At 48.4% G+C, this 21,304-nt stretch carries 22 protein-coding genes and 2 pseudogenes; 9 read left to right on the forward strand and 15 right to left on the reverse strand.

What is annotated here, in order from left to right:
• Positions 1–68 precede the first annotated feature (68 nt).
• The 11 genes from BLS62_RS04020 to BLS62_RS04070 all read right to left on the reverse strand — a co-directional run bounded on the left by BLS62_RS04020 (position 69) and on the right by BLS62_RS04070 (position 8,664).
• Positions 69–1,709: an IS66 family transposase gene (locus tag BLS62_RS04020; protein WP_093176409.1), complete on the reverse strand. Its 1,641-nt coding sequence runs from the start codon at positions 1,707–1,709 to the stop codon at positions 69–71.
• Positions 1,710–1,772: 63 nt separating this feature from the next.
• Positions 1,773–1,931: an IS66 family insertion sequence element accessory protein TnpB gene (gene tnpB, locus BLS62_RS32765; RefSeq protein WP_143521488.1), complete on the reverse strand. Its 159-nt coding sequence runs from the start codon at positions 1,929–1,931 to the stop codon at positions 1,773–1,775.
• Positions 1,932–1,998: 67 nt separating this feature from the next.
• Positions 1,999–3,516, reverse strand: a complete 1,518-nt coding sequence (gene ltrA / locus BLS62_RS04030) for a group II intron reverse transcriptase/maturase (RefSeq protein WP_348271852.1) — start codon at positions 3,514–3,516, stop codon at positions 1,999–2,001.
• A 614-nt stretch (positions 3,517–4,130) separates the two neighbouring features.
• Positions 4,131–4,394 (reverse strand): IS66 family insertion sequence element accessory protein TnpB, encoded by a 264-nt coding sequence (gene tnpB / locus BLS62_RS04035; RefSeq protein WP_093176403.1) that lies wholly within the window; start codon positions 4,392–4,394, stop codon positions 4,131–4,133.
• The gene (locus BLS62_RS04040; RefSeq protein ID WP_093176400.1) at positions 4,391–4,729 is read right to left on the reverse strand and encodes a transposase; all 339 of its coding nucleotides are present in this window, start codon (positions 4,727–4,729) and stop codon (positions 4,391–4,393) included. The genes tnpB (BLS62_RS04035) and BLS62_RS04040 overlap by 4 nt, the downstream gene beginning before the upstream one ends.
• A gap of 219 nt (positions 4,730–4,948) precedes the next feature.
• Positions 4,949–5,389 (reverse strand): carboxymuconolactone decarboxylase family protein, encoded by a 441-nt coding sequence (locus BLS62_RS04045; RefSeq protein ID WP_208990678.1) that lies wholly within the window; start codon positions 5,387–5,389, stop codon positions 4,949–4,951.
• A gap of 64 nt (positions 5,390–5,453) precedes the next feature.
• Entirely contained in the window at positions 5,454–5,690 is a 237-nt protein-coding gene (locus BLS62_RS04050) for an Lrp/AsnC ligand binding domain-containing protein (protein WP_143521505.1), read from the reverse strand.
• A gap of 93 nt (positions 5,691–5,783) precedes the next feature.
• Positions 5,784–6,383 (reverse strand): short chain dehydrogenase, encoded by a 600-nt coding sequence (locus tag BLS62_RS04055; protein WP_093177366.1) that lies wholly within the window; start codon positions 6,381–6,383, stop codon positions 5,784–5,786.
• A gap of 40 nt (positions 6,384–6,423) precedes the next feature.
• The gene (locus tag BLS62_RS04060) at positions 6,424–7,137 is read right to left on the reverse strand and encodes a pyridoxamine 5'-phosphate oxidase family protein (RefSeq protein ID WP_093177369.1); all 714 of its coding nucleotides are present in this window, start codon (positions 7,135–7,137) and stop codon (positions 6,424–6,426) included.
• Between the two features lie 99 nt (positions 7,138–7,236).
• Positions 7,237–7,938, reverse strand: a complete 702-nt coding sequence (locus BLS62_RS04065) for a glutathione S-transferase family protein (protein WP_093177372.1) — start codon at positions 7,936–7,938, stop codon at positions 7,237–7,239.
• Positions 7,939–8,007: 69 nt separating this feature from the next.
• Complete coding sequence (locus BLS62_RS04070) at positions 8,008–8,664, reverse strand: short chain dehydrogenase (RefSeq protein ID WP_208990679.1); 657 nt, start codon at positions 8,662–8,664, stop codon at positions 8,008–8,010.
• Between the two features lie 217 nt (positions 8,665–8,881).
• Between BLS62_RS04070 and BLS62_RS30995 the strand changes: the two genes are divergently transcribed.
• From BLS62_RS30995 to BLS62_RS04095, 5 genes are all read left to right on the forward strand, one after another.
• Entirely contained in the window at positions 8,882–12,088 is a 3,207-nt protein-coding gene (locus BLS62_RS30995) for an AMP-binding protein (protein WP_159436487.1), read from the forward strand.
• A 12-nt stretch (positions 12,089–12,100) separates the two neighbouring features.
• Positions 12,101–12,589, forward strand: a complete 489-nt coding sequence (locus BLS62_RS04080) for an acyl-CoA thioesterase (protein ID WP_093177375.1) — start codon at positions 12,101–12,103, stop codon at positions 12,587–12,589.
• Between the two features lie 52 nt (positions 12,590–12,641).
• Positions 12,642–13,601 (forward strand): DMT family transporter, encoded by a 960-nt coding sequence (locus tag BLS62_RS04085; protein WP_093177377.1) that lies wholly within the window; start codon positions 12,642–12,644, stop codon positions 13,599–13,601.
• Between the two features lie 161 nt (positions 13,602–13,762).
• Complete coding sequence (locus BLS62_RS04090; RefSeq protein WP_093177380.1) at positions 13,763–14,617, forward strand: formate/nitrite transporter family protein; 855 nt, start codon at positions 13,763–13,765, stop codon at positions 14,615–14,617.
• An 83-nt stretch (positions 14,618–14,700) separates the two neighbouring features.
• Entirely contained in the window at positions 14,701–15,822 is a 1,122-nt protein-coding gene (locus tag BLS62_RS04095; RefSeq protein ID WP_093177383.1) for a class I SAM-dependent methyltransferase, read from the forward strand.
• A 310-nt stretch (positions 15,823–16,132) separates the two neighbouring features.
• On the opposite strand, the gene BLS62_RS04100 is transcribed toward BLS62_RS04095, so the two are convergent.
• Both BLS62_RS04100 and BLS62_RS04105 read right to left on the reverse strand, forming a co-directional pair.
• A complete protein-coding gene (locus tag BLS62_RS04100) occupies positions 16,133–16,420 on the reverse strand; it encodes a DDE-type integrase/transposase/recombinase (RefSeq protein ID WP_348271860.1) in 288 nt (95 codons plus the stop codon).
• Between the two features lie 35 nt (positions 16,421–16,455).
• Positions 16,456–17,229, reverse strand: a pseudogene (locus BLS62_RS04105) (IS6 family transposase).
• Positions 17,230–17,360: 131 nt separating this feature from the next.
• Between BLS62_RS04105 and BLS62_RS04110 the strand changes: the two are divergent.
• From BLS62_RS04110 to BLS62_RS04130, 4 genes and pseudogenes are all read left to right on the forward strand, one after another.
• A complete protein-coding gene (locus BLS62_RS04110; protein WP_143521507.1) occupies positions 17,361–17,777 on the forward strand; it encodes a type II toxin-antitoxin system TacA family antitoxin in 417 nt (138 codons plus the stop codon).
• Entirely contained in the window at positions 17,777–18,310 is a 534-nt protein-coding gene (locus BLS62_RS04115; protein WP_093177388.1) for a GNAT family N-acetyltransferase, read from the forward strand. The genes BLS62_RS04110 and BLS62_RS04115 overlap by 1 nt, the downstream gene beginning before the upstream one ends.
• 355 nt (positions 18,311–18,665) lie before the next feature.
• A complete protein-coding gene (locus BLS62_RS04125; RefSeq protein ID WP_093177391.1) occupies positions 18,666–18,995 on the forward strand; it encodes a Tn3 family transposase in 330 nt (109 codons plus the stop codon).
• A gap of 105 nt (positions 18,996–19,100) precedes the next feature.
• A pseudogene (locus BLS62_RS04130) lies at positions 19,101–19,286 on the forward strand (IS3 family transposase); the annotation flags it as partial.
• A gap of 33 nt (positions 19,287–19,319) precedes the next feature.
• Here BLS62_RS04130 and BLS62_RS04135 read toward each other — a convergent pair.
• Complete coding sequence (locus BLS62_RS04135) at positions 19,320–20,651, reverse strand: type II toxin-antitoxin system HipA family toxin (RefSeq protein ID WP_093177394.1); 1,332 nt, start codon at positions 20,649–20,651, stop codon at positions 19,320–19,322.
• Positions 20,652–20,654: 3 nt separating this feature from the next.
• Positions 20,655–20,972, reverse strand: a complete 318-nt coding sequence (locus tag BLS62_RS04140) for a helix-turn-helix transcriptional regulator (protein ID WP_200798461.1) — start codon at positions 20,970–20,972, stop codon at positions 20,655–20,657.
• Positions 20,973–21,304 lie beyond the last annotated feature (332 nt).

The raw sequence follows: 21,304 nt of genomic DNA on the forward strand, positions 1-21,304 counted from the left end.
GTATTCTAACCGCCTCTAAAATTTGCGACAGAACCGCTGTGACATCCTCTTCCACCGTAACCGTCCGCTCAAGGCGCCAGGATTTGGGCTTGCGGCTGTGATTTTGCGTCCAGCTTCCAGTTCCATGGTAGGAGCTCGTGGAGGCGGTTGATTTTGTGATCGTTGATGCAGGCTAGGATGTCGGTCAGATACATTTGCGGGTTAAGGCCATTCATCTTTGCAGTTTCAATCAGCGTCATGGCGTCGGCTAGAGTTTCTCCGCCCGCCATTGATCCAGCAAATAAGAAGTTCTTACGGCCCAGTGCGATGGGTCTGACTGCGCGCTCAGCTGCATTGTTATCGATCGCGACACGGCCCTCGTCGAGAAACAAGGTGAAGGCGTGCCAGCGGGAGAGGCCATAGCGGATGGCTTTGGCCAGCGGTGATTTGCCTGAGATGCGGGCAAGCTGAGCTTCACACCATGCCTTGAAGGCCTGAGCGATGGGTTTACTGTGCTTCTGCCGTACCTCATGCCGCTGGTCTGGTGGTTTTCCGCTGATCTGGCGTTCGATGTCATAAAGTTTGCCGATCTGCTCCAGTGCGTATCTGGCCAGTTCTGATTTGGTGGCGGTGAAGATATCATGGAAGTCGCGGCGCCAATGCGCCCAGCAGGCGGCTTCTTTAATGTCCCCGCTGTCATAAAGTTGCTTGTAGCCAGCATAGGCATCGGCCTGCAGAATGCCGGAAAACTCTTTGAGGTGGGATCGTGGATTGTCAGCCTTGCGATTTGCGGAGAACCAATAGGCAGCAATAGGCGGGGCCTCTCCTGCGAAGGGGCGATCATCGCGCACATAGGTCCAGATCCGGCCCTGCCTCGAAGCTTTGCCGGAACCGCTCACCGTCTTGAACTGACGACCCAGTACATCAATGGGCGTGTCATCGGTGTGCAGGCGATCTGAGAGCATCACCTCAACTTTAAGCAGTTCGGTCAGCGGAGCCAGTGTTTTCATGGCAAGCCCGCACCAGTCCGACAAAGTAGAGCGGGGAATATCAATGCCGTGCCGGGCAAAGATCTCGTTTTGACGGTATAGCGGCAAATGATCATCGAACTTGGAGATCAGAATATGCGCCAGTAAGCTGGCTCCGGCACTGGATTTTTCAATGGGCCGGGTTGGTGCTGGAGCTTGCACGATTTTCTCGCACACCCGGCAGGACGTCTTGGGCCTTGCTGTTTCAATCACCTTCAGTTTTGCGGTGATGAACTCCACCAGTTCAGACACATCCTCCCCGATGAGCCGCAGCTTGCCACCACAATCGGGGCACGCTACTGGTGATTGCAGAGTAACGCGCTCGCGGTCCACATCGCTGCTCACCCGAGGTTTGCCGCGGGCCGGTTTGGGTGGCTTTTCAAGTGCGGAGGTGGCCAGTTCGGGCACGGGCAACCGTTCACCTTCCGGCTCCTGGCATGGGTGGGCAACCTCCAGGTTTTCCAACGCCAGTTCAAGCTGGGCAATCTCGCGGTCGATCTTTTCTGAAGATGCGCCAAAGCGCTGCCTGCGCAACTTGGCCAAAGCCTGTTTGAACGATGTGATCAGAACCAGATGGGCTTGCTCATTAGCTTGTAAACTCTCAACCTTACCGCTTAAAGCTTCAATCTCACTTTGGGCGGACAACAGCAATGCCTTGAGCAAAGCAGGGTCATTAGGAAGGGAGTTAAGAGACTGGTTCATATGGGTATTTTACCTCGTGTAACTCCAATCTCAAAGCAATGTCCTATTCAAAACCAAAGATATTCACCCCATTCGAGCGGGCGGAGCTCCCCAGCTTGGGCGTCTCCAGTCCATCCCTTCCCACAGCATGGCCAGCTGTGCTGAAGTAAGTCGGGCTGAGCCATCGACTGGCGAAGGCCACGGGAACCGGCCTGTTTGTAGGGTAAGAGACGTCAGCCACAGCTGACGTTTCTCCCCTCCGAACCGTACGTGCGGCTTTCACCGCATACGGCTCTCCATTCAAGCTTGGCTAGAAAGCCAGCACGAGACCACGATAGTGCGTTTCGTAGAAAGGAGCCTCGTTCTTTTCCCGAAGATAAGGATTTGAACGTGGTGTCTTCCAGCGGAATTGCCCGCGCTGATGATTGGTTAGCCGGTACAAGATGCTTGAAACGCGTACTCCTTCTTTCGTCATCGAGTGCACCATCCATGTCTTGGCTTTTAAGCCATACGGCCGCGCGAACCACTTTCGCATCAGACGAGAGATGCGCGAGCGATACTTGCGCCCCAGCCAATGTGCCATTTTCCAGAACACGACGGTATCGACGTGCTGGAAGACCTTGGATGTGTAATCGGTGAACTGATAGAAGTTTGCCCAACCCATGAGTTGGCGGTTTAGCCGCTTAATCATGTCGGTATGGGGCGTATTGTGGTCGCCGCTAAGAGCCTTAACCAGTCGATGTTTGAAACCGCTGGTTTTCTCTCGGGGAATGGTCGTTACTGGCCGCATCACGCCACGGGGACCGCGTTTGCGAATGATCCGGTGACCGAGAAAGACAAACCCATCATTAACATGAGTGACATGGGTTTTCTCCATGTTTAACGTCAATGCCAGATCGCCTTCCAGGAATGCTCGGCATTCCTCGCGTACCGCGAGCGCCTGTGCCTTCGTGCCTTTGACGATGACAACAAAGTCATCGGCATAACGGCAATAGGACACTGCCGGTCTGCGACAGCGGTTCTCACGAACCGCCACAGGGCTGGCTTTTCTGACGCTCTCATTCCAACCACGACGTTTGTTGCGCGCTGCTTTTCCAAGGAATTTCTCATCCATCCAACGATCAAACTCATTGAGCATAATGTTGGACAGAAGCGGAGAAAGAACCCCGCCTTGAGGAACGCCCTTGCTGGCGGCGCAGAAGAGGCCTTTATCGATGTGACCTGCCTTCAAAAGCCTCCAGAGCAGTGCGATAAACCGTTTGTCCCGGATGCGCTTGCGCACACACGAGAGCAGCTTGCGGTGATGGACAGTATCAAAGTAGCTTGCTAGATCACCTTCGATCACCCAGCGACCCTTTGTGTTCCTGCCATCCGTTGTCTGCATCAAAACGGCCCGGATCGCGTGGTGCACGCTACGCTGTGGCCTGAAACCATATGAGTAAGGACTGAAGTCGCTTTCCCAAATCGGCTCCATCACCATCAGCATGGCGCGCTGTACTATGCGATCCGTCAGTGTCGGTATTCCCAACGGTCTCAGCTTTCCGTTCCCTTTCGGGATGTAGACGCGTCGTGTTGGAGCGGGCGCATAGGTCCCATCCAGCAGAGATCGCCCCAACGTCGCAAGGAGTTCCTCCTCATTTTGTCGGAAACGATCTCGGTCCACGCCATCTACGCCCGGGGTCTTTGCGCCGCTCGACGCCAAGGCAACCCGGGCAGCCTCAGTCAGCCAAGTCCGATCGGCAATTAAGCGTAAGAGGCGATCAAATCTTCTGGTTCGCTCGTCCTGCGCCCATTTCGCAAGCTTGTGTTGCATGTCGCTGATTATCAAAGGTCTTCACCTCGTTGTGGTCAGTTAATGTGCAGCCCTAAGCAGCTTGAACTGTTCCCCTTCGCCATGTGACAGGCTTTCCCTATCTCGGACTACTACGGGAACTCCGCCAGCGTGGCCGTCATCGGGGTGAACTCCCTTGCGAGTATTAAATATACCAACCTCATTCGGCACACGCCTTCCCTCGTTCCTATGTTGGACTTAAAGCGTATTGGTTAGGCTGCCGGCCGTAGTCTTTTCCCTTGCGTCCCGCAAGTCGGCATCGGCCATCGCCAACAAACTGCATAAGTTGACGACACCCTCGAAAGCGTTTCTGGAGTACGCTGTCGGTTTGCGCGCTTCCGGTCATGAAATCCATGGCGCGACCGATGTTCCGCCTGTTAAGCCATGTAGGCGGAGGCTACAATTCAGCCCCTCAGATACGGTTTAGCCGGTTCGTGTTCCTCAACCTTCCAATACTCAGCCTGAAGATGGGTCTTGACTTAATGGCTTCGTCGCACATCTCTTTATCCCACGGGCTACGTCACCTTGCCAGTTCACGACAAATCACCGCCGCTTCGGCTCTCGCCCTTTCGCAGTAAAGGACGGTCTGTTAAAGGAAACCCCTCCTTTCACTAGAATTCCAAACATAAGCGCCCCGGTCGAAACCAGGTTCGAGGCGCACCCAGCACCTTGTAGTAAAGGCAGAACCCCTGACCATCCCAGTAAAGCAACTTGATCCGGTCCCCGCGCCGCCCGCGAAAAGCAAACACGGCGCCACTTGCAGGGCGCTGGCGTAATTCCGTCTCCGCCAAAGCGGTCAAACCGGCAATGCCCTTGCGCATATCCGTCACACCGCACGCAAGATAAACCCGCACACCTGTTCCCGGTCCGATCATGTCGCTTCCACCAGCGCAATAAACCGGCGAACCTGCGCATCACTTAAGTCACTGGAAAGTCGCAGGCTCCGACCATTCCCGAGCCCAACCTCAATAACGGCGGGTCCTGACGGTTCTGGATCAGTAACAACAACAGGCACAAAAAGGGGAGCCTTCGTGTTTTCACTTGTGTTGCTGTTGCCGTACTTAGCCATCCATCGCTTCAGCAAGCACCGGCTGACATCATGGCTCTGCGCAACATCGAACAGCGTTGCTCCATCAACCCCAACTTGCGCGGTGATTGCCGCCTTTTCTACTCGTGTCCACGACCGCCGTGGCTTCGATCCATCCAACAATGACTTGCCTCCTCAGCAAAAACTGAAGAAGAAAATACTCAATCAAACGCAATCAAGTAAGGCGGTCTTGAGCGGACGGTTACATCTAATTGACGCTTTAGCTCAATGGAAAATGGCTGCCATGATTGATGCGTGAAGTGCGCTCAGTTTGGTTTATGCAACCAAACCCAACTTAACGTGACAACACCGGAATTACGCAACAACGCCCTTATGAGGAGTCTACTTAGAAACCGAATTTCTGGGCTTGTCACCAAAACTTATAGCGAGACGGTTCAAACCATTCATTGCGCATATAATGAATGTCAAATCTACGGCCTCTTTTTCCGTGAAGGTCTCCAATAGAAGGTTTAAATTACCTTCAGATTCACGTTCCTCAGAGATTCTCGTGACGCTTTCAGCCCAACTCAGAGCAGCGCACTCTCTTTGTGTGAAAAGGTTACTCTCCTTCCACACCGGTAAACAATCTAGCTTCTGTTGATGAACATAGGCTTTTCTTGCTTCGTTTGAATGCAAATCTACACAGTATGCGCAGCCATTGATTTGTGAAACGCGCAACTCCACCAAGGTTTTCAGTGTTTCTTCAATCGCAGGGACCTGCTTCTTGATTGACAGGAGTGAATTCACGGCGTCTGCGTTTATCTCGAAATAATTTAATCCCAATTCTATCTCTCCAGTATTGTTATCTTTACATATATGAACTGGCAACTGATGATATAACTAGTGTTCAGAACGGATCAAATGCGAACATGGTTGAAGTCTTTTCAATGCCTTCGATATTGCTCATCATTTTGGAGACAAGGTTTGGTGCTTCATTGAAATTTTCCAAATATGTTTTTGTCACGATGTCATATTCACCGTTGTTCGAATAAATCTCAGAATGAAGTTCTTTAATGGCAATCTCATTTGCAATGCCACGCCACAATCCTAGTTTGCATTTTATCTGGACAAATAAACGCCTCATAGTTGCAAAGCCTCCAAATGAACAATTTGAGTTGGTTTGCAGGCAAGAATGTGCAGCTAGTTGAGATTGTTTTCCTTGATACTATTACTCATATCATTCTCCTATAATACGTTGCCCGGAAGCGGACCCCTCAACACTTTTCGCATAAGCTGCAGCTACAATTTTTGAAGAAACTGGTTCGTGTCCCTTGAGTGTTTTTCCATAGCGCTCATAAGAAATGTCCATGAGGCCTGGGCTCACGACGTTCAGTCTAATGTTGCGAGGCATTTCAATCGCTGCAGCGGTTGCAAAACCGGAGAGTGCAGCATTCGCCGTCGCCGCGCCAACCCCATTTGGAACAGGGTGTTGGTCTAACAGTCCATTTGTCAGCGTGAAGGAGCCTCCATCTCTGACATAATTCATTCCTGCGAGAACAACGTTCACTTGCCCCATCACTTTATCCGAGAGTGCATACATAAATTCGGCTTGGGAAATTTCCTGTAATTTTGCAAATTTAACGGAGCCTGCGGTAACTACGATAGCGTCTACTTCTCCAATCGCCTGGAACAGCCTTTCGAGAGATGCCATGTCAGTCATGTCAGTTTGATAGTCGCCAGAACTGCGGCAAACTTCAATAACTTCATGTCTCTTGCTGAGCTCTGCACAAACTGTTCGACCAACATCTCCACTGGCGCCAATGACAACTACCTTCACCTCATTCCCTCCTCGGTAATAATCTAAACTTCAGTCAGGCTTAAAAGTCGCGTTTGAATTTTGATTGCGACAAATAATCGGGCGACTGAATATTTGGATCCGCAGCAGTGTCTGGAACCGCTGTTTCAAGTATTGTGCGAATTGGGATTGTTCCCGTCCAACAGTGCGGGTTTATACCCTCAGGACCATACTCCTTAAGTGCGCCGCTCTGCTGCCTCCTCAGAATATCCATGACAGAATTGTCGTAGCGGTGCTTTACGGATACTTCCTTTATTGGCAAACGCATGAACTTAACCTTTTGAATCTCTTCTTCTTTGTGTTCACGTAATTCTGAGCGGCGACCAGGAAATAATGTTTCGACAAATTCAAATGCAACATCCATCTTCTCATTACTGTCCTCTACCAGCTCCGATTTGCCATGGATTGTGACCGAGCGATAATTTACAGAATGGTGAAAAGCTGATCGACCCAGAAGCAGCCCGTCCAGGTGACTTACATTGAAGCAAACATCAATGTTTTTGGCCTGTTCGAGCAACATTTTGCTGCCAGCCAGACCATGCCAGTAGACGTAGTTGTCTTTACGCCAATAAAGTGTAGGATTCAAAAAGGGTTTTCCGTCGATCACAAATGCAATCGTACACATATACCCACTATCCAAAATATCGTTGACCGCTTGCTCGCTGTACTCAGCGTATTCAGGGGCCCGCTTTATCGTAGATCTTGTGGTTTTTTCAAATACTTTGGTGGACGTCATATTACTTTTCCCAATTATCTATGGCATGCAAAGCTCAGAAATAAGCTCTAGTCTTGAGATGAAAATGTCTTGTTCCGTCAATATTTATTTTGGCACCAATCAATACCTCAAAGGTATTTCTTCAGGCGATTTAAACTTGTCGTGCAGGAAAGCGGATAAATATCCCTGTCGCTTTCCAAGTAATTTGTAGTAAGCCTGCTTAAGATCGGTGTGAATCGAGCGGCGAACGTTTGTGTCAGCCATTAGCTCATAGTTAGCTCTGCAGATATTGCTGTGACGTTTCATATCAAGAAGACCGGGAGCAACTTCGTCAATATAGTTTAAGCGAAGAAGCAACGGTGCAATTGCTGCTTCTACGAGTGAGAATGAATCTCCAAAAAGGTATTTCCCACCGTTTGAAGCTGCTTCCAGTTCATCGAGCTTTTTGTGAAGTTCGCCAACAGTCGAGCTGTATTCCTCTTCGCTTCCTTTTATGGAAAGATCATAAAGACTCCACATCAGTTGATTGATGAACTGAATCCACGCACGATCACGGGATCGCTCAAACAGGTTCGACGGATATGTCTTTAGCTCAGCGTAATCCTCAATGAACTCAATTATTGCAATGGATTCGAACAGCACCTGATTTGCGCCAGCGAAAAGGATTGGCACTTTTTTTAGCGGAGAAGCTTTTGTGAACCACGTTGGAGGGCTCAATAAATCAATATATTCGATATCAAAATCGAGATCTTTCAACGACAAGGCGATAAATACCTGCTGCACAAAAGGACATAAATTATAACTTACGAGTTTAAATTTCAAACTTTGCTCCCTATGCAGGCAATAATTGCAATGATGTAAAAATTGTATGGATCACTGATCGCAATCACCTTAGTCCACGGTCACTAGTTGACCGTTTATGCCGCCTTCAACGCACTTAAGATAGGCATATGCAACCCGTTCCGATGACACAGGGGTATGACCAGGAAAAACGCTTCCATATCGTTCGACAGAAATGTCTTGGAGCCCAGTGCTGACAACGTTGATCCGAGTGTTACGTGGCATCTCAATCGCCGCACTCTTCACAAATCCGCCAATAGCACCGTTCGCAGCAGCTGCACCGCTTGCCATTCGGATGGGATCTCTATCCAGAATGCCGCTCGTTAGGGTAAACGATCCGCCATCATTGAGATAGTCTAGACCTGAGAGTACGCAATTGATCTGACCCATCGCCTTGTGCATGAGATTAAATAGAAATTTGTCTTCAGGAAATTGCTCCAACGGGCAAAAGTGAACCGCGCCAGCGGCTAGCACGACAGCATCAATTTTTCCGATTTCTTCGTACATAGCCTCAATAGATGACCTATCCGAGATATCTGCATTTACGTCACCACTATTTCGTCCCACCTTAATCACATCGTGATGACTTGGTAACGCTTCACATACCGTAGTTCCAACATGCCCTTTCGCCCCGATTACGATAATTCGTAGGGGCCGAGTTGACGTATTCATCTCTGCTAGATTGGTAGTTTTCCGTGCATGGTTCATCGGCAACCCCCGGCTTGCTTTATAAATTACCGTTAAGTTAGTAAATTAGAAAATACGAATTTAAAAATGAAAACATTTCATTTATTTGCTAGTTGATATTTATTATTATAAATTCAAGTATTGTATTAATGATTCATAGTATTGACTGAAGCATTTATGCTGTTGGTTTATTTTTCACGTAATTGCAATATTAGAAATATTGTTTTTTGGGGGTCTTATGAAAATGTTGCTTGAAACTGGGCATTTTGACGGATTTGTGAACAGCAACACTCCAACACCTGAGTTGCAGCCAGAATTTAATGTTGACCTTTACCCTTATCAAAAAAAATTGAATGTAGGTGTTGAATTAGCAGATGCGTTAGTCGAGCGAGGGTTCGGTGAACACTCCGCTTTAGTTGGCTCGAGTGAAACCATCTCGTATCAGCAGCTCTGCGACCTTTCAAATCAGATTGCTAGAGTTCTCAGTGAAGATTTTGGCATTGTATCAGGGAACCGGGTCATGATCCGGTCAAGAAACTGCCCGATGATGGTGGCATGTTTCCTGGCAATCTTGAAAGTTGGCGCCGTCGCTTTCAATACCATCGCGCTGATGCGTGCGAAGGAGTTGAGCATTTTGGTCGATAAGGCCAAGGTTGATTTGGTTCTTTGTCAAAAGGGTTTGGAAGAAGAACTTAACCTGCTGGATAGGGATATGCGGCCTAATCTGAAAATCGCAGAATTTTCGGCAACCATCGATGGTACAGCGACCGTGAACGCTAAGGCCGCATGCAAATCGACTAAGTATGAGGCAGTTAAAACCTCCCAGAATGACATTGCACTGTTAGCTAGTACATCCGGTACGACTGGAAAACCCAAGATCACCATGCACCGTCATCGTGATATCCTCGCAATTGCTGACGGATTTGCAAGGCAAGTTCTTAAGATTGTGCCTGACGATATTTGCATAGGCACACCTCCGCTAGCATTCACTTTCGGTTTGGGCGGTCTGGCTGTATTCCCCCTACGCTTTGGTGCTACCGCCGTCTTATTGGAGCAGACATCACCAACCAATCTGGCTGGATTTATCGGCCAATATGGTGCAACTGTCTGCTTCTCTGCACCAACAGCATACAAAGTTATACTATCCGAAGAAACCAACGACAAACTTCTCAAGACTTTACGATGCGCAGTATCCGCCGGTGAGAATTTGCCGCAACCGGTGTTAGAAGGCTGGCAAAATCGTATAAACGTTCCAATCATAAATGCGATGGGATCAACTGAGGCACTGCATACATTTATTTCAACCCGACTGGAGGATTTTAAGTCGGGGTCTTCCGGCCTTAGGCCAATTGAGGGGTACGAGGTTGAGATATTTGACGATGATATGAAGCCGGCTGGGATTGAGAAACCGGGCTGGTTGGGCTTTCGCGGACCAACAGGCTGCCGCTATATGGACGATGACCGACAGGCAGAATATGTCAAGAATGGCTGGAACATCACCGGCGACTTCTTCCGTAAAGATCGGAATGGAAAACTCCATTTCGTTTCAAGAGCAGACGATATGATTATTTCGTCTGGCTACAATATAGCCGCTGCTGAAGTTGAAGAAGCACTGCTTTCTCATCCATACGTTCGAGAATGTGCGGTCGTAGGTGTTCCCGATTCAGATAGAGGAAGTATCGTTCGGGCGCATGTCGTGTTGAATGATAAAGATAGCAAATTAGAAAATTTAGTTGAGACACTACAAGAACACGTGAAGAGTGCGATATCACCTTACAAGTATCCGAGGTCCATAATTTTTGGTGACAGTTTACCCAAGACAGAGACGGGTAAATTGAAACGACATATGCTGCGCAAGGCCGAAATCATCAAAGGGGACTGTGCTACAGAAAAGGATTCTTTGATAGGTGATATTGCTAGTGATCCAACAATAGGAGCAGGAAACTTTCTCTTTCGTGTTCATGAGCTAGCAGCAAATAACGAACGTACAGCAGTCACTCACGTTGATTTTGATGGGCAAGCCTGGGGATTTTCATTGAATGACCTGGTGGCAAAAGCAAACCATATATCATCTTGCTACTGGCATTTGGGTATCCGGGCAAAATCCATCGTTGCGTTGTATTTAGAAGACGGCATTTCCTATTATCTTCACTACCTTGCTTTAACGAAAATCGGAGCAATCCCTGCATTCTTAAATGGGGGGGTGACACCAGAAATTGCAAGCAAATATCTGTCGAAGATCAAACCTGAGTTGCTTGTTTCCGAAGGAGAGAGACTGGATGAAATCCTCACCTACAGTGGCAATTTCAAATGTCCAACGACAGATATCGTCGAGGTAGAGAAACAACCTTTCTCGCTTCCCTGTGAGGCCTATGAACACTCGGATGATGACACTGTTCTCATTAGCCATACTTCCGGAACGACAGGCCTACCAAAAGCGGTTTCCTTTAGTCAGAAATCAATAATTTATGGTGTCAAAAAGCAGCTTGGTAAAAAGCTTGGTAATGCCATGTTATCAGCAGCTCCTGTCTCACACGCTGCTGCCGTCACAATGCTGATGAGTAACATCATGCGTATGAACCATCTGATTATAGTTTCAGATAAGTCGCCTGAAGGGATAGCGGCAGCAATTGAGACTTTTGAGCCATCGATTATGTTCGCATTCCCTAGTGTCTATGTCGATTTGTGTCGGATCGACATAGATCCGAAACGTCTTGCTTCAATCAATATATGGATGAGTACTGCGGATGCATGCCACGAGCCTCACGTTAGGAAAATGCTACAATACGGTCATCGTTATGAGGATGGTAAGCGTGTAGATGGTGCCCTGTTCATTGATAACCTGGGCTCTTCGGAATTCGCTTTTGGTATATTTCGAAATATTCACACGCTTAAGACTAACAACTACAACCGTTGCGTGGGTAAGCCTTTTTCCTGGATCGAAGTTGCACTCTTTGATGAACAGGACAAGAAGATCACTGATTATGGTGTAGTTGGCAGGCTTGGGGTTAAATCACCGAGTGTAACTTCAGGATATTGGGACAACCAAGAGGCTACTGCCGATGCTATTCTTGACGGTTACTGGCTTACTGGGGATCTAATCTACAAAGGTGAAAATGGCCTTTATTACCACGTTGATAGGACAAGTGATTCAATGCAGTTGGACGGCAAAACCTACTATAGCTGTCAACTCGAAGAATCCTTTTTAAAAAACATCCCTGCGATCTTCGATTGTACAGTGGTTCAAGGCGAACCTAAAGGAACCTTGAAGGTTGAAGTGGAAGTAAAAGAGGGGCTGTCTTTCGCAGATATCGAGCAGCGAATATCTGAATTTTCTAAAGAGAATAACCTTCCAGAGATTTCCGAGATCAAACTAGTTTCTCCTGGATCTAATGAAGGTGTCACAGGGAAAAAACTAAAGCGCGTCATCCGCGAGACTGCTTGATTGGATTGCATAATGCTTAAAGACATAGAAATGTCATCAAATGCGAAACTGTTTTCTGTTTCAAAAAATGTAGAATTTTGCGAAACAGACATGGCAGGCATCGCGCATTATTCAAATATCTTTCGATATGTAGAGTATGCAGAGACGAGATTTTTCCAACAAGGTGGAATGAGCATCTGCGATCCGGACAAAGATCAAAAATGGCCGATCCTCTCAGTGAACTGCGACTTTCTGCGACCAATGACTTTTGGCGATGAGATACTCATCGCCATAAATATCGGCCGAATTGGCACAAAGTCACTAGTGCTCAATTTTTTCATATGTAAAAAACTCAGCGATGGCAGCGAAGAAGATGTTTCCAGGGGGCAGCTGACGGTTATATACGCCAAGGCGTCGGGCGAGCATGGCAAGATTGCAACTGCCGAAATTCCACCAGATTTCAAAGATTACCTTCTTGGATATTTAGTGGCAGAAGATTGTGATGAAATAACAGCTGGTTAGTTGCAAAAATAATCTCTTATGTAGTCATGGAAAGCGAACTGGAAACGAACGTATGACTCCACGCCAAAGGCTGAACCCAGCAGTAATTGCTAATCAAGTTTTGCCGCTATTGTTCGTCATTCTTTATAGCTCGGGGTATGTGGCATCGAAAATCGGCATCGCATATACAGATCCTTTCACATTTCAAACCTTGCGATTAGCCACTCCAGTTCCACTTTTCTTAGGGATCATTTTTTTGACTAAGGCCAAGTGGCACAATAAACCAATAGAAGTGTTCCATATCTGTGTTACCGGAATTCTCATACATGGATTTTGCTTCACAGGCATGCTCGTCGCATATGAGTGGGGTATGGATGTAGGCACAGTCGGTTTGATTATGGCATTGCATCCAGCGCTCGCATCTGTGGGGGCAATAGCGTTCCTAGGAGAACGTTTTAGCTTTAAACTTATATTGGGCCTGCTGCTCGGGACAATAGGTGTCCTGCTCGTCGTAAATCAAAAAGCTAGTTTTGATAGTAACAGCTACAGTGGGGTGTTGCTTACGGTTCTGTGTCTTCTCAGCATGGTCGCAGGTGTGTTGTATCAAAAACGATTTGTAGCACACATGAACCTGATGACTGGATCATTGATTCAACATTTGAGCGCACTCATTCCAGTATTTGGATTAATGATTGCTTTTGAAACAATGACCATCAATTGGTCGGCTTCACTAATTGGATCAATACTTTGGTTAGGCATTGTTTTATCTATGGGCAGCTGGATTTTATTCTTTATTCTCATACGAAGTGCCGATGTTTCACGCTCTCAAAGTTACTTCTTCTTGGGGCCACCGACGACTGTACTACTGGCATGGATCTTCTTCGATGAACAGTTTGGATCTTATTTCCTGCTCAGTCTTAGCCTGATTGTGGCCGGGATCTTGATTGTTACCAAACATACAGCACCAAAGGTGGGTGAGAACCAGAAGTCAGAACAAGGCCTGACGACAGGAAGTGCAGAGCGCGTGACATAATGAAGGTGCCGTGCCGCAACCAAACTGATTAAATTGTCGGGAGAAGAGTCTCATTCCCAATAGCTTGACGATTGTTGACTTAGTCATTGCCTTGCAAAAGCAGTCTAGCGGATAGGTTCTTTTGCTCGGGGCAGTTGGTTTATAGAACATGGAGATTTGGAATGTCTTATAACGAGCCGCGTGTCTTTGTCGAAAAGATCATTGACGTGGGTGAGGAAAAAATTTTCATAAACCCAAGGCTTCTGATGATCCGGGCATTTATGGCTGGCGCAATTCTGGCAATTGCTGCGGTCTTTGCAATCACTGTTGGCGTTCAGACTGGGTTCCCCATCGTAGGAGCTGTCCTGTTTCCGGTTGGATTTTGCATGTCGTATCTCATGGGCTTTGACCTTGTTACTGGAATATTCGTTCTTGCCCCGTTGGCCTGGCTCGATCGGCGACCCAACGTAACTCTTAGTGGCGTGGCAAAGGCGATCATGATCACTTTCATCGGCAACTTTCTCGGTGCTCTGCTGGTCGCCTTTCTGACCTCCGTAATCTTCACCTACGGTTTCTCAGCACCGGTCAATCATGTTGGCGAGGTCATCGCGAATATCGGTAAGAACCGCACCGTGGGTTACAAAGAACATGGCACGGGCGGCATGATGACAATCTTCATCCGCGGGGTCCTGTGTAACTGGATGGTATCTCTCGGGGTGGTTGGCGCAATGGTGTCCACCTCAGTCAGCGGAAAAGTCATCGCAATGTGGATGCCGATCATGCTGTTCTTTGCGATGACTTTCGAGCATTCAGTCGTCAACATGTACCTGTTTCCAACGGCGTTGATACTCGGTGGGGACTTTTCCATTCTCGATTATCTGATCTGGAACGAGATCCCGGTTGTGATCGGCAATCTGGTCGGTGGACTTGCCCTCACCGGTCTGCCACTGTTTGCTGTTCATATGCGTTCCGTTGACATAAATAAAATTTACTCTCGTTCACCCTCTGTGAATACATATGAACGCGACATGCTCTAAACATATGCCGTTGAAAACGATTGATGCATTTAGAAACGAAATTATAGATCCGGCGCAATATCAGCGGTTTTTAGGAGAGATTTATGACAAATATTGATCAAGACACAGTAGATACTCAACGCCGCCCGACAGGCATGACCGGTATGGCTGGCGGCGGTTTTTATGATTCCAACTCGGCCCCTCAATGGGAGCAAATCGCAGCCGTCCTTCCCTGGTTAGAAGACACCCTCTCAAGTTTACCCTTAGAAAGAGGTTCAGGACCAGTTACCTTTGCAGACTTCGGGTGTTCCGAAGGGCGCAATTCTATTTCTGTAATGCGTCATCTCATCAGCAATACAAACCAGCTGACAGACCGACCGTTTCTAACTATCCATTCGGACTTACCAACAAATGATTATTCCAAATTATTTCTTGGCTTAAGGCCTGATGGACAATCAGCATTCGGCTCACAGCGTGTCTCATCTGCGGCTATTGGCGGATCGATGTATGATCAGTTACTTCCGCCAAATAGCATCCATGTAGCCACCACCTTCAACTCAATCGGCTATTTGTCCGAACGCCCGCTTGATAAGCTACCTGGATATGTATTACCGAACGGCCCCAGCAAAAGGCGGGCAAACGGTTTTGTCACAGATTCTGAAAGCCAGATATTTGCCAGGCAAGCTGAAGATGACATGGCAGCTTTTTTAACTGCTCGGGCGAACGAACTTATATCAGGCGGCAAACTTTTAGTTCAAGTTTTCGGATGTACGGATGAGATGCGCACCTGCGACGGACTATTCGACCTTCTCAACGACGCTGTCCAAGCACATGTCGAACTTGGCGATATTTCATCACAAGTATACGAAAGATATTACCAGCCAGTCTATTTCCGCAGTCTGGATGAGCTGACATCTCCTTTGACAAACTCAGCGTATAATCTGGTCGATCTTTACACATTAGATCGAACAGAAAGCTATGAGGTGCCAGTCCCCTTTGTTGAAACTTACAAGCAAGACAAAGATCTGGATCGCTATGCTACCAATTATGTCAACTTCTTCCGGGCATTCACTCAAGCAGTGTTACGTGGCGCTCTCCCCGACACACCGTCGAAACCAGATCTATTGAACCAGATCTACAAGACAGCAGAGACCCTCTTGAAGGCTAATCCAGAAGATTACCCATTCCGAAATATTTCGGTAGCAATGCTTCTGACACGTAAATAACTCTACAAATTGTTAAGCAACGGAATTCTTATAAGTCTAAGTGTCTGTTCAAGAATAGCAATATCGGGCAATTCTTCGAACCATCAGCTTAATCATCGCAACGCTCATTAGAGCTTGAGTGGTTTTGGCGTATCGTTCAACATCCTTTGAAAAGTGGCGGTTTATGCCTAACCTCGCGAAGGTGCGTTCAACGATCCAGCGTTTTGGAAGTACCTGAAACCCTTTCTGATTTCGCTTGTTGATCTGGAGTGGTCTCGGGGGCATTGTCAGGTTATTTCGATCTAAATGTAAGAAGGCGCTAAAAGGCTCTTTATGCGCACAATTCTGCCGTGTAGTCGTTCCACAAACTGAACGCATCAGCGCGTGCATGGTGATATGAGGTGGCAGAAAGACGGTGGCGTTTAGGGCGGAAGAGAGCAGCGACTTGGTCGTGAACCGATAGAAATCTCTGAGCTTGCCGTGGAGACTTGAAACGGCTCATGATCTTTTCTCGTCGTCGCGTATGGCGATGAGAGGCTTCTGCCCGGTTGTTCAAGCCTTTATGCTGGCGGTGCGTAACCGTCCGCTCACGGCGCCAGGATGGCCCTGTTGCAAATATTGCTTTGAGTTAAATATTTTCCTCGGCGCCGTTTATCAAGCGGCCCATGCCGCAATTTCTGCACGGTGATGGTCAAAGAGCTCCGAAAACATGTCTGCCCCTAAGCCAAATGTACGCTCGATAAGACGGACTTCGCCCTTGACCCCAGGTTGGACCTGGAACGCTTCGGCCTAGCCCTTTTTGAGAGCGCGCATCACCTCAAAACCCTTGATCGTGGCGTAAGCTGTTTTGCGCGATTTGAAGCCTAGTGTGGGCTTTATCAGCTGCTTCAGCTTGCCATGATCGGCCTCAATCACGTTGTTGAGATACTTAACTTGGCGGTGTTCTGTGTTCGTTGGTCATTTGCCCTCGGCTTTTAATGCCCCTATCGCCAGTCCGTATGTCGGGGCTTTGTCGGTATTGATCACGCGTGGTTTTTCATAATCCTTCAAACCCCTTAATGCTTTATCCAGAAAGGTTTTTGCGGCCTTTGTGTTGCGCGTTGGAGAGAGGTAGAAGTCGATTGTATCGCCCTGCTTCGTGACCGCCCGATAAAGATACATCCAGCAGCCCTTAACCTTGATGTACGTTTCATCAACTTGCCAACTGCCATTCCAAGATGGCCGCCGCCAATGCCAACGAAGCCGCTTTTCCATCTCAGGTGCATAGTGCTGAACCCAACGATAAATCGTGGTATGGTCGACATCCACACCGCGCTCTTCAAACATTTCTTCCAAATCACGATAGCTAATCCCGTAGCGACAATACCACCGCACAGCCCACAGGATGACTTCCCCACGATAATGTCGCCATTTGAAATCACCGCTCACTGGAATACCTCTTGCTTTACCCAAACATCAGACATGAGAAGATTATTTGCAACAGGGCCGATGTAACCTCACGATTGACTTGTGCACCATTTGGGCGCACATTGCTCAATGCTAAAGAAATGGAGTTCATTATGGGTGCAGCAAAGAAGCAAGATACGAAATGGAGCACCACAAAGAAGCGTGGTGCAGCCCAATCAGGAGAATTTATCGTAACCAGAAACAGTGCTACTGGAGTTCATCAATCAGTAAGCTCAAACCCTACTGTAGTCAGAACGAAGAACGAACGTTTGAATTTGCGGGTTTCAAGCGATCTAAAATGCCGATTGAGTCACGTTGCCGATGCTATTGGAAAAAAGGCGGCTGAAGTCGCCACAGAAGCCATCGAAAACACACTGGATCAATTAGAAAAAGAATTAGGGGCCACCAAGCTCACTCTAACCCGAGCGCAAATGCAACATGCGCTGGACCTTCTTGATCAACCTATTCAACCACATCCTAGGTACAATGTATGGGCAGCACAGGCTAATAAGGCATACGATAAAACGTGATGGTGGAGCTAGTCAGACTGAACGCTGGTAATAAGAAGAGCTTTGATAGGGCAGGTTTCGATTGTGGCGAGCCTGCCCTGAATATATTTTTGCAAGAAACTGCTGCTCAAGCTGAGGCTAAGAACCTATCCCGGACGTACATCCTACCAGCTAAAAGCGCACCGGACAAAATCGTTGGATTTTACACTCTGACAATGAAAGAGTTCGACACTTCAGCGATCCCGCCCTCTTTACTCAAGCGTTTGCCACCCAAGGCCCCCGCTCTTTTGCTTGCACGCATCGCTATTGACCAAGAGTATCAGGGTAAAAAACTCAGCTTTATCCTGATTAGTGATGCTTTCCAGCGTGCACTAAACGTAATTAATGAAGTTGGTGGATTGGGTTTATTTGTTGAGGCCAAGAACGAGAGGGTGGCTGAATATTACCAGCACCTTGGAGCAATGCCTCTCAGTGATGCTCCGCTTAACAGCCTGTTTACGCCCAAGCGCATGGAAGACGCCCTGCTGGCTAGAAGCACCTCGGAAGTAAGCTGAAGACGAAACAGTCCACAAAAGGAGAATTGTTCAAGATATGTCAGATGGGCATTGCCAAGGGTTCTGTCGCAAACTTTTTTTCGTGTTGCGCGACATGGGGCTGACTGTCTACAACCCAAGGGCTCTGTAACCATGCATTAAGGATTGCTGCTGTGATCAGTTTCAAAGGAAGCCACTACCCCAAAGTCGCGATCCTGTATGGGGTCCATCCCCGCAAAGGTACAGAATGCGACATAGGATTTACGGTCCAACGTCGTTGGAATTGGAAGCCATTGCATCGACTTTCAGAACTCGCCTTGCACGATCTCGCAGTTGGCCATCCGGTCCGACGTACCGATAGAGGTTGGCTCGGCTGATGCCGAGTTCGTTGCATAGTTCAGCAATTTTGGTGTCACGATTGGCAGTTGGTAGCCCGCGCGAGTTAATCTTCGCCCTGCAGGAAGACCAGCAGGTGGCAGAAGCCTGCAACAGACTGATCAAGAACGCCATAATCTGCTGGAATTATCTCTATCTCGAAACGAAACTACACGCAGCTGATCCAGAAACCCGCGCCGAAATGATGAAAATCATCAAGGCCCACTCGCCGCAGTCGTTGGCGCACATCAACATGCTCGGAGAATACGATTTCTCCGATAAAAAGCTCGCAGACAACTTCGGCATCCTTCCCCTGAAAACCAGACCCTGAACCCAGACCGCCGACGGGGGAAAAAAGAACTCAAATCAGCAACAAACTTCAATGCCTTGGCTGAAATTCTATGTCGCATTCCGTACCTTTGCGGGGACGGACCCTATTAAGGCAGAACTGTTGTGGCGAACTGTTTTTCAAACGCGGAAAGAAGCAGAGAAGGCACTTGGCCTTTATATTGAAGGCTTTTACAATCCCGTACGCCGCCACTCTGCATTAGGCTATCAATCGCCAATTGTGTTCGAGAGACAGCAGAGGAAAATCGAGACAGAGGCTCTCCACTTTTCTTAGGCCAGTCCAGGTGCGACCTTGATCGCACATTCGTCATCCATCTAGAAGGCCTGTGCGATGCGCGAGGCCGATAGATCGGGCGACCTGATCTGGTATTCCGACCTGTCCAGCGATCGATGACCATTTAGAGACAGCTGCTTCCACTCGGGCTATGAGTGCTCGTGCTTTGGTCTGTTTGACGCCGGCGACTTCCGCGAAGGCCAATAAGTCCTGCTGCGTGAAGTTATCACGCTTGCCGTTCACGCTCATCTGGTGTCGGTTAGTCCAAGCACCGGAGGGGTTGTAGGAATAGGTCATGTCATAAGCCGGTGACAGCACCCAATCCCCGGATCGGTTCATCAGGAATGCGATATTCTTCACATGATCATCCTGATTGCGCGCGATGATGTTGAAAACTGTGCGCAGGAACTGCTGACCAAGTGCAGGGGCACCAAGGCCTAACGAGCGGATCGTCAGCACGGCCTGTTCATATGAGTAACCATTAGGGTCGTTGAAATCGTAGTGTTGTAATGCGCAAAGCGATTGCATGTGCAGCTTGTCGTTTTCACCATCGTTCTCAATCGTCCGATCAAACCGGCGGGTCATGAAGTGGCTCCGGCCACCCTCACGATGGATCCGGCATTCAGCCATCTCGATCCCCGCTTCAGTCGCCATCTTAGAGTATGCATACTCGATCAAACCGAACCCTTGGGAATCGGGTTCCTCCTTATCGATATTGTTCTCAATGCCGTCGAACTTCAGAAGCCAGTGTTCGAAGCCAGCCCCCGCATCAATTTGACCATGCCTGAATTCACCAGTTTCACGGTTCCACGCTAAGATAGCCTTCGCTCGCGCACCACCCGCCGACGTACCAACGCGCAGGATATCATTGATCACCTTGAGATCGTTCTCGCCCGTCAGTGTACCATCGAGAGCTTCCTTCTCACTCAGCACCATGTTGGCGAGTTTGGTCAAGCTCGCCACATCTACTTTGCCAGCTTTACCAACATTGCTGGCTATTGTCGGTTTAAACTCCAACGCCCCCATCGCCCGACTGCCAACGTAGCAAAGTCGCTCGACAGGATTGAAGCTTTCCGGTGTCCGTTCTTGTGTCGCCAACCACGTATTGATGAGCCTGTCACCGAATTTATCGGGCAAGGCATCCGCCAGCAATCCTGGCAAACCCTTGAACGTGCTCTTGGGCAACGCCGGAAAGGTATAGGGATCCGGTGTCAACGGCATCACCAGTGGTGACAGTTCGATGCCGGAGTCTGCGAATTCCGGATCGTATTGGAACGTTGCAAACCCATCTTCGTTTCTCCAGGAGACCGCTGCCACTTGGCGACCCCATAAATTCACTGCAGCGTCGGTTGTTTCATCTGCCATTATCTATCGCTCGCCTTCCTGCTTCGAACCCCACCGCCACGGTTCCTTACTAGCGCCCTGCTTCCGGTGAGAACTCGCGCGCTTGCGTTCGTTACCCTTCAGCTGCACCCGCTCTATGGGTCGAATCGTCGGATCGGGGATCAATAATTCTACATTACCGTCGAGTTTGAGGGCGCTCAGTACGCGAAAGAAGGTATCAAGAGTGCCTCCTTCTCCGGCTTCCAGCCGTCTCAGCGTACGTATGCCGATGCCGGCCTGTTCGGCCAGGTTGGCCTGTGTGATGTTGCGCGACAGGCGCAAACGCTCGATACGTTGTCCCAAGATTCGCTCATGTTTTGCGGGCGAAAGGATCGAATGTTGTTTGGGGGCCATATTTGACCTATAAAGTTGCCTTACTGCGCAATAAAGGCCGATATTGGCCTTTTGTCTTATTGTAACAGAATATCCTTAACAGGTCATTTGTGATCTTGCAATGGCGATTGTAGCACTTAATAGGTCAAAAATTACCTTTTAGCATGGAAAGAGCGTATATCCCAGTTTCGTTTTAGTAGTTAGGTGGGTCGGATACCGACGGGGCTCAAGCTGCATCGAAGAGACGGAATCCAAGGACTAAAACATAAAACTGTCACCGCAACTGCCCCACACTTTTGGGT

The sequence above is a fragment of the Pseudovibrio sp. Tun.PSC04-5.I4 genome (genome assembly GCF_900104145.1).
Classification (GTDB): domain Bacteria; phylum Pseudomonadota; class Alphaproteobacteria; order Rhizobiales; family Stappiaceae; genus Pseudovibrio.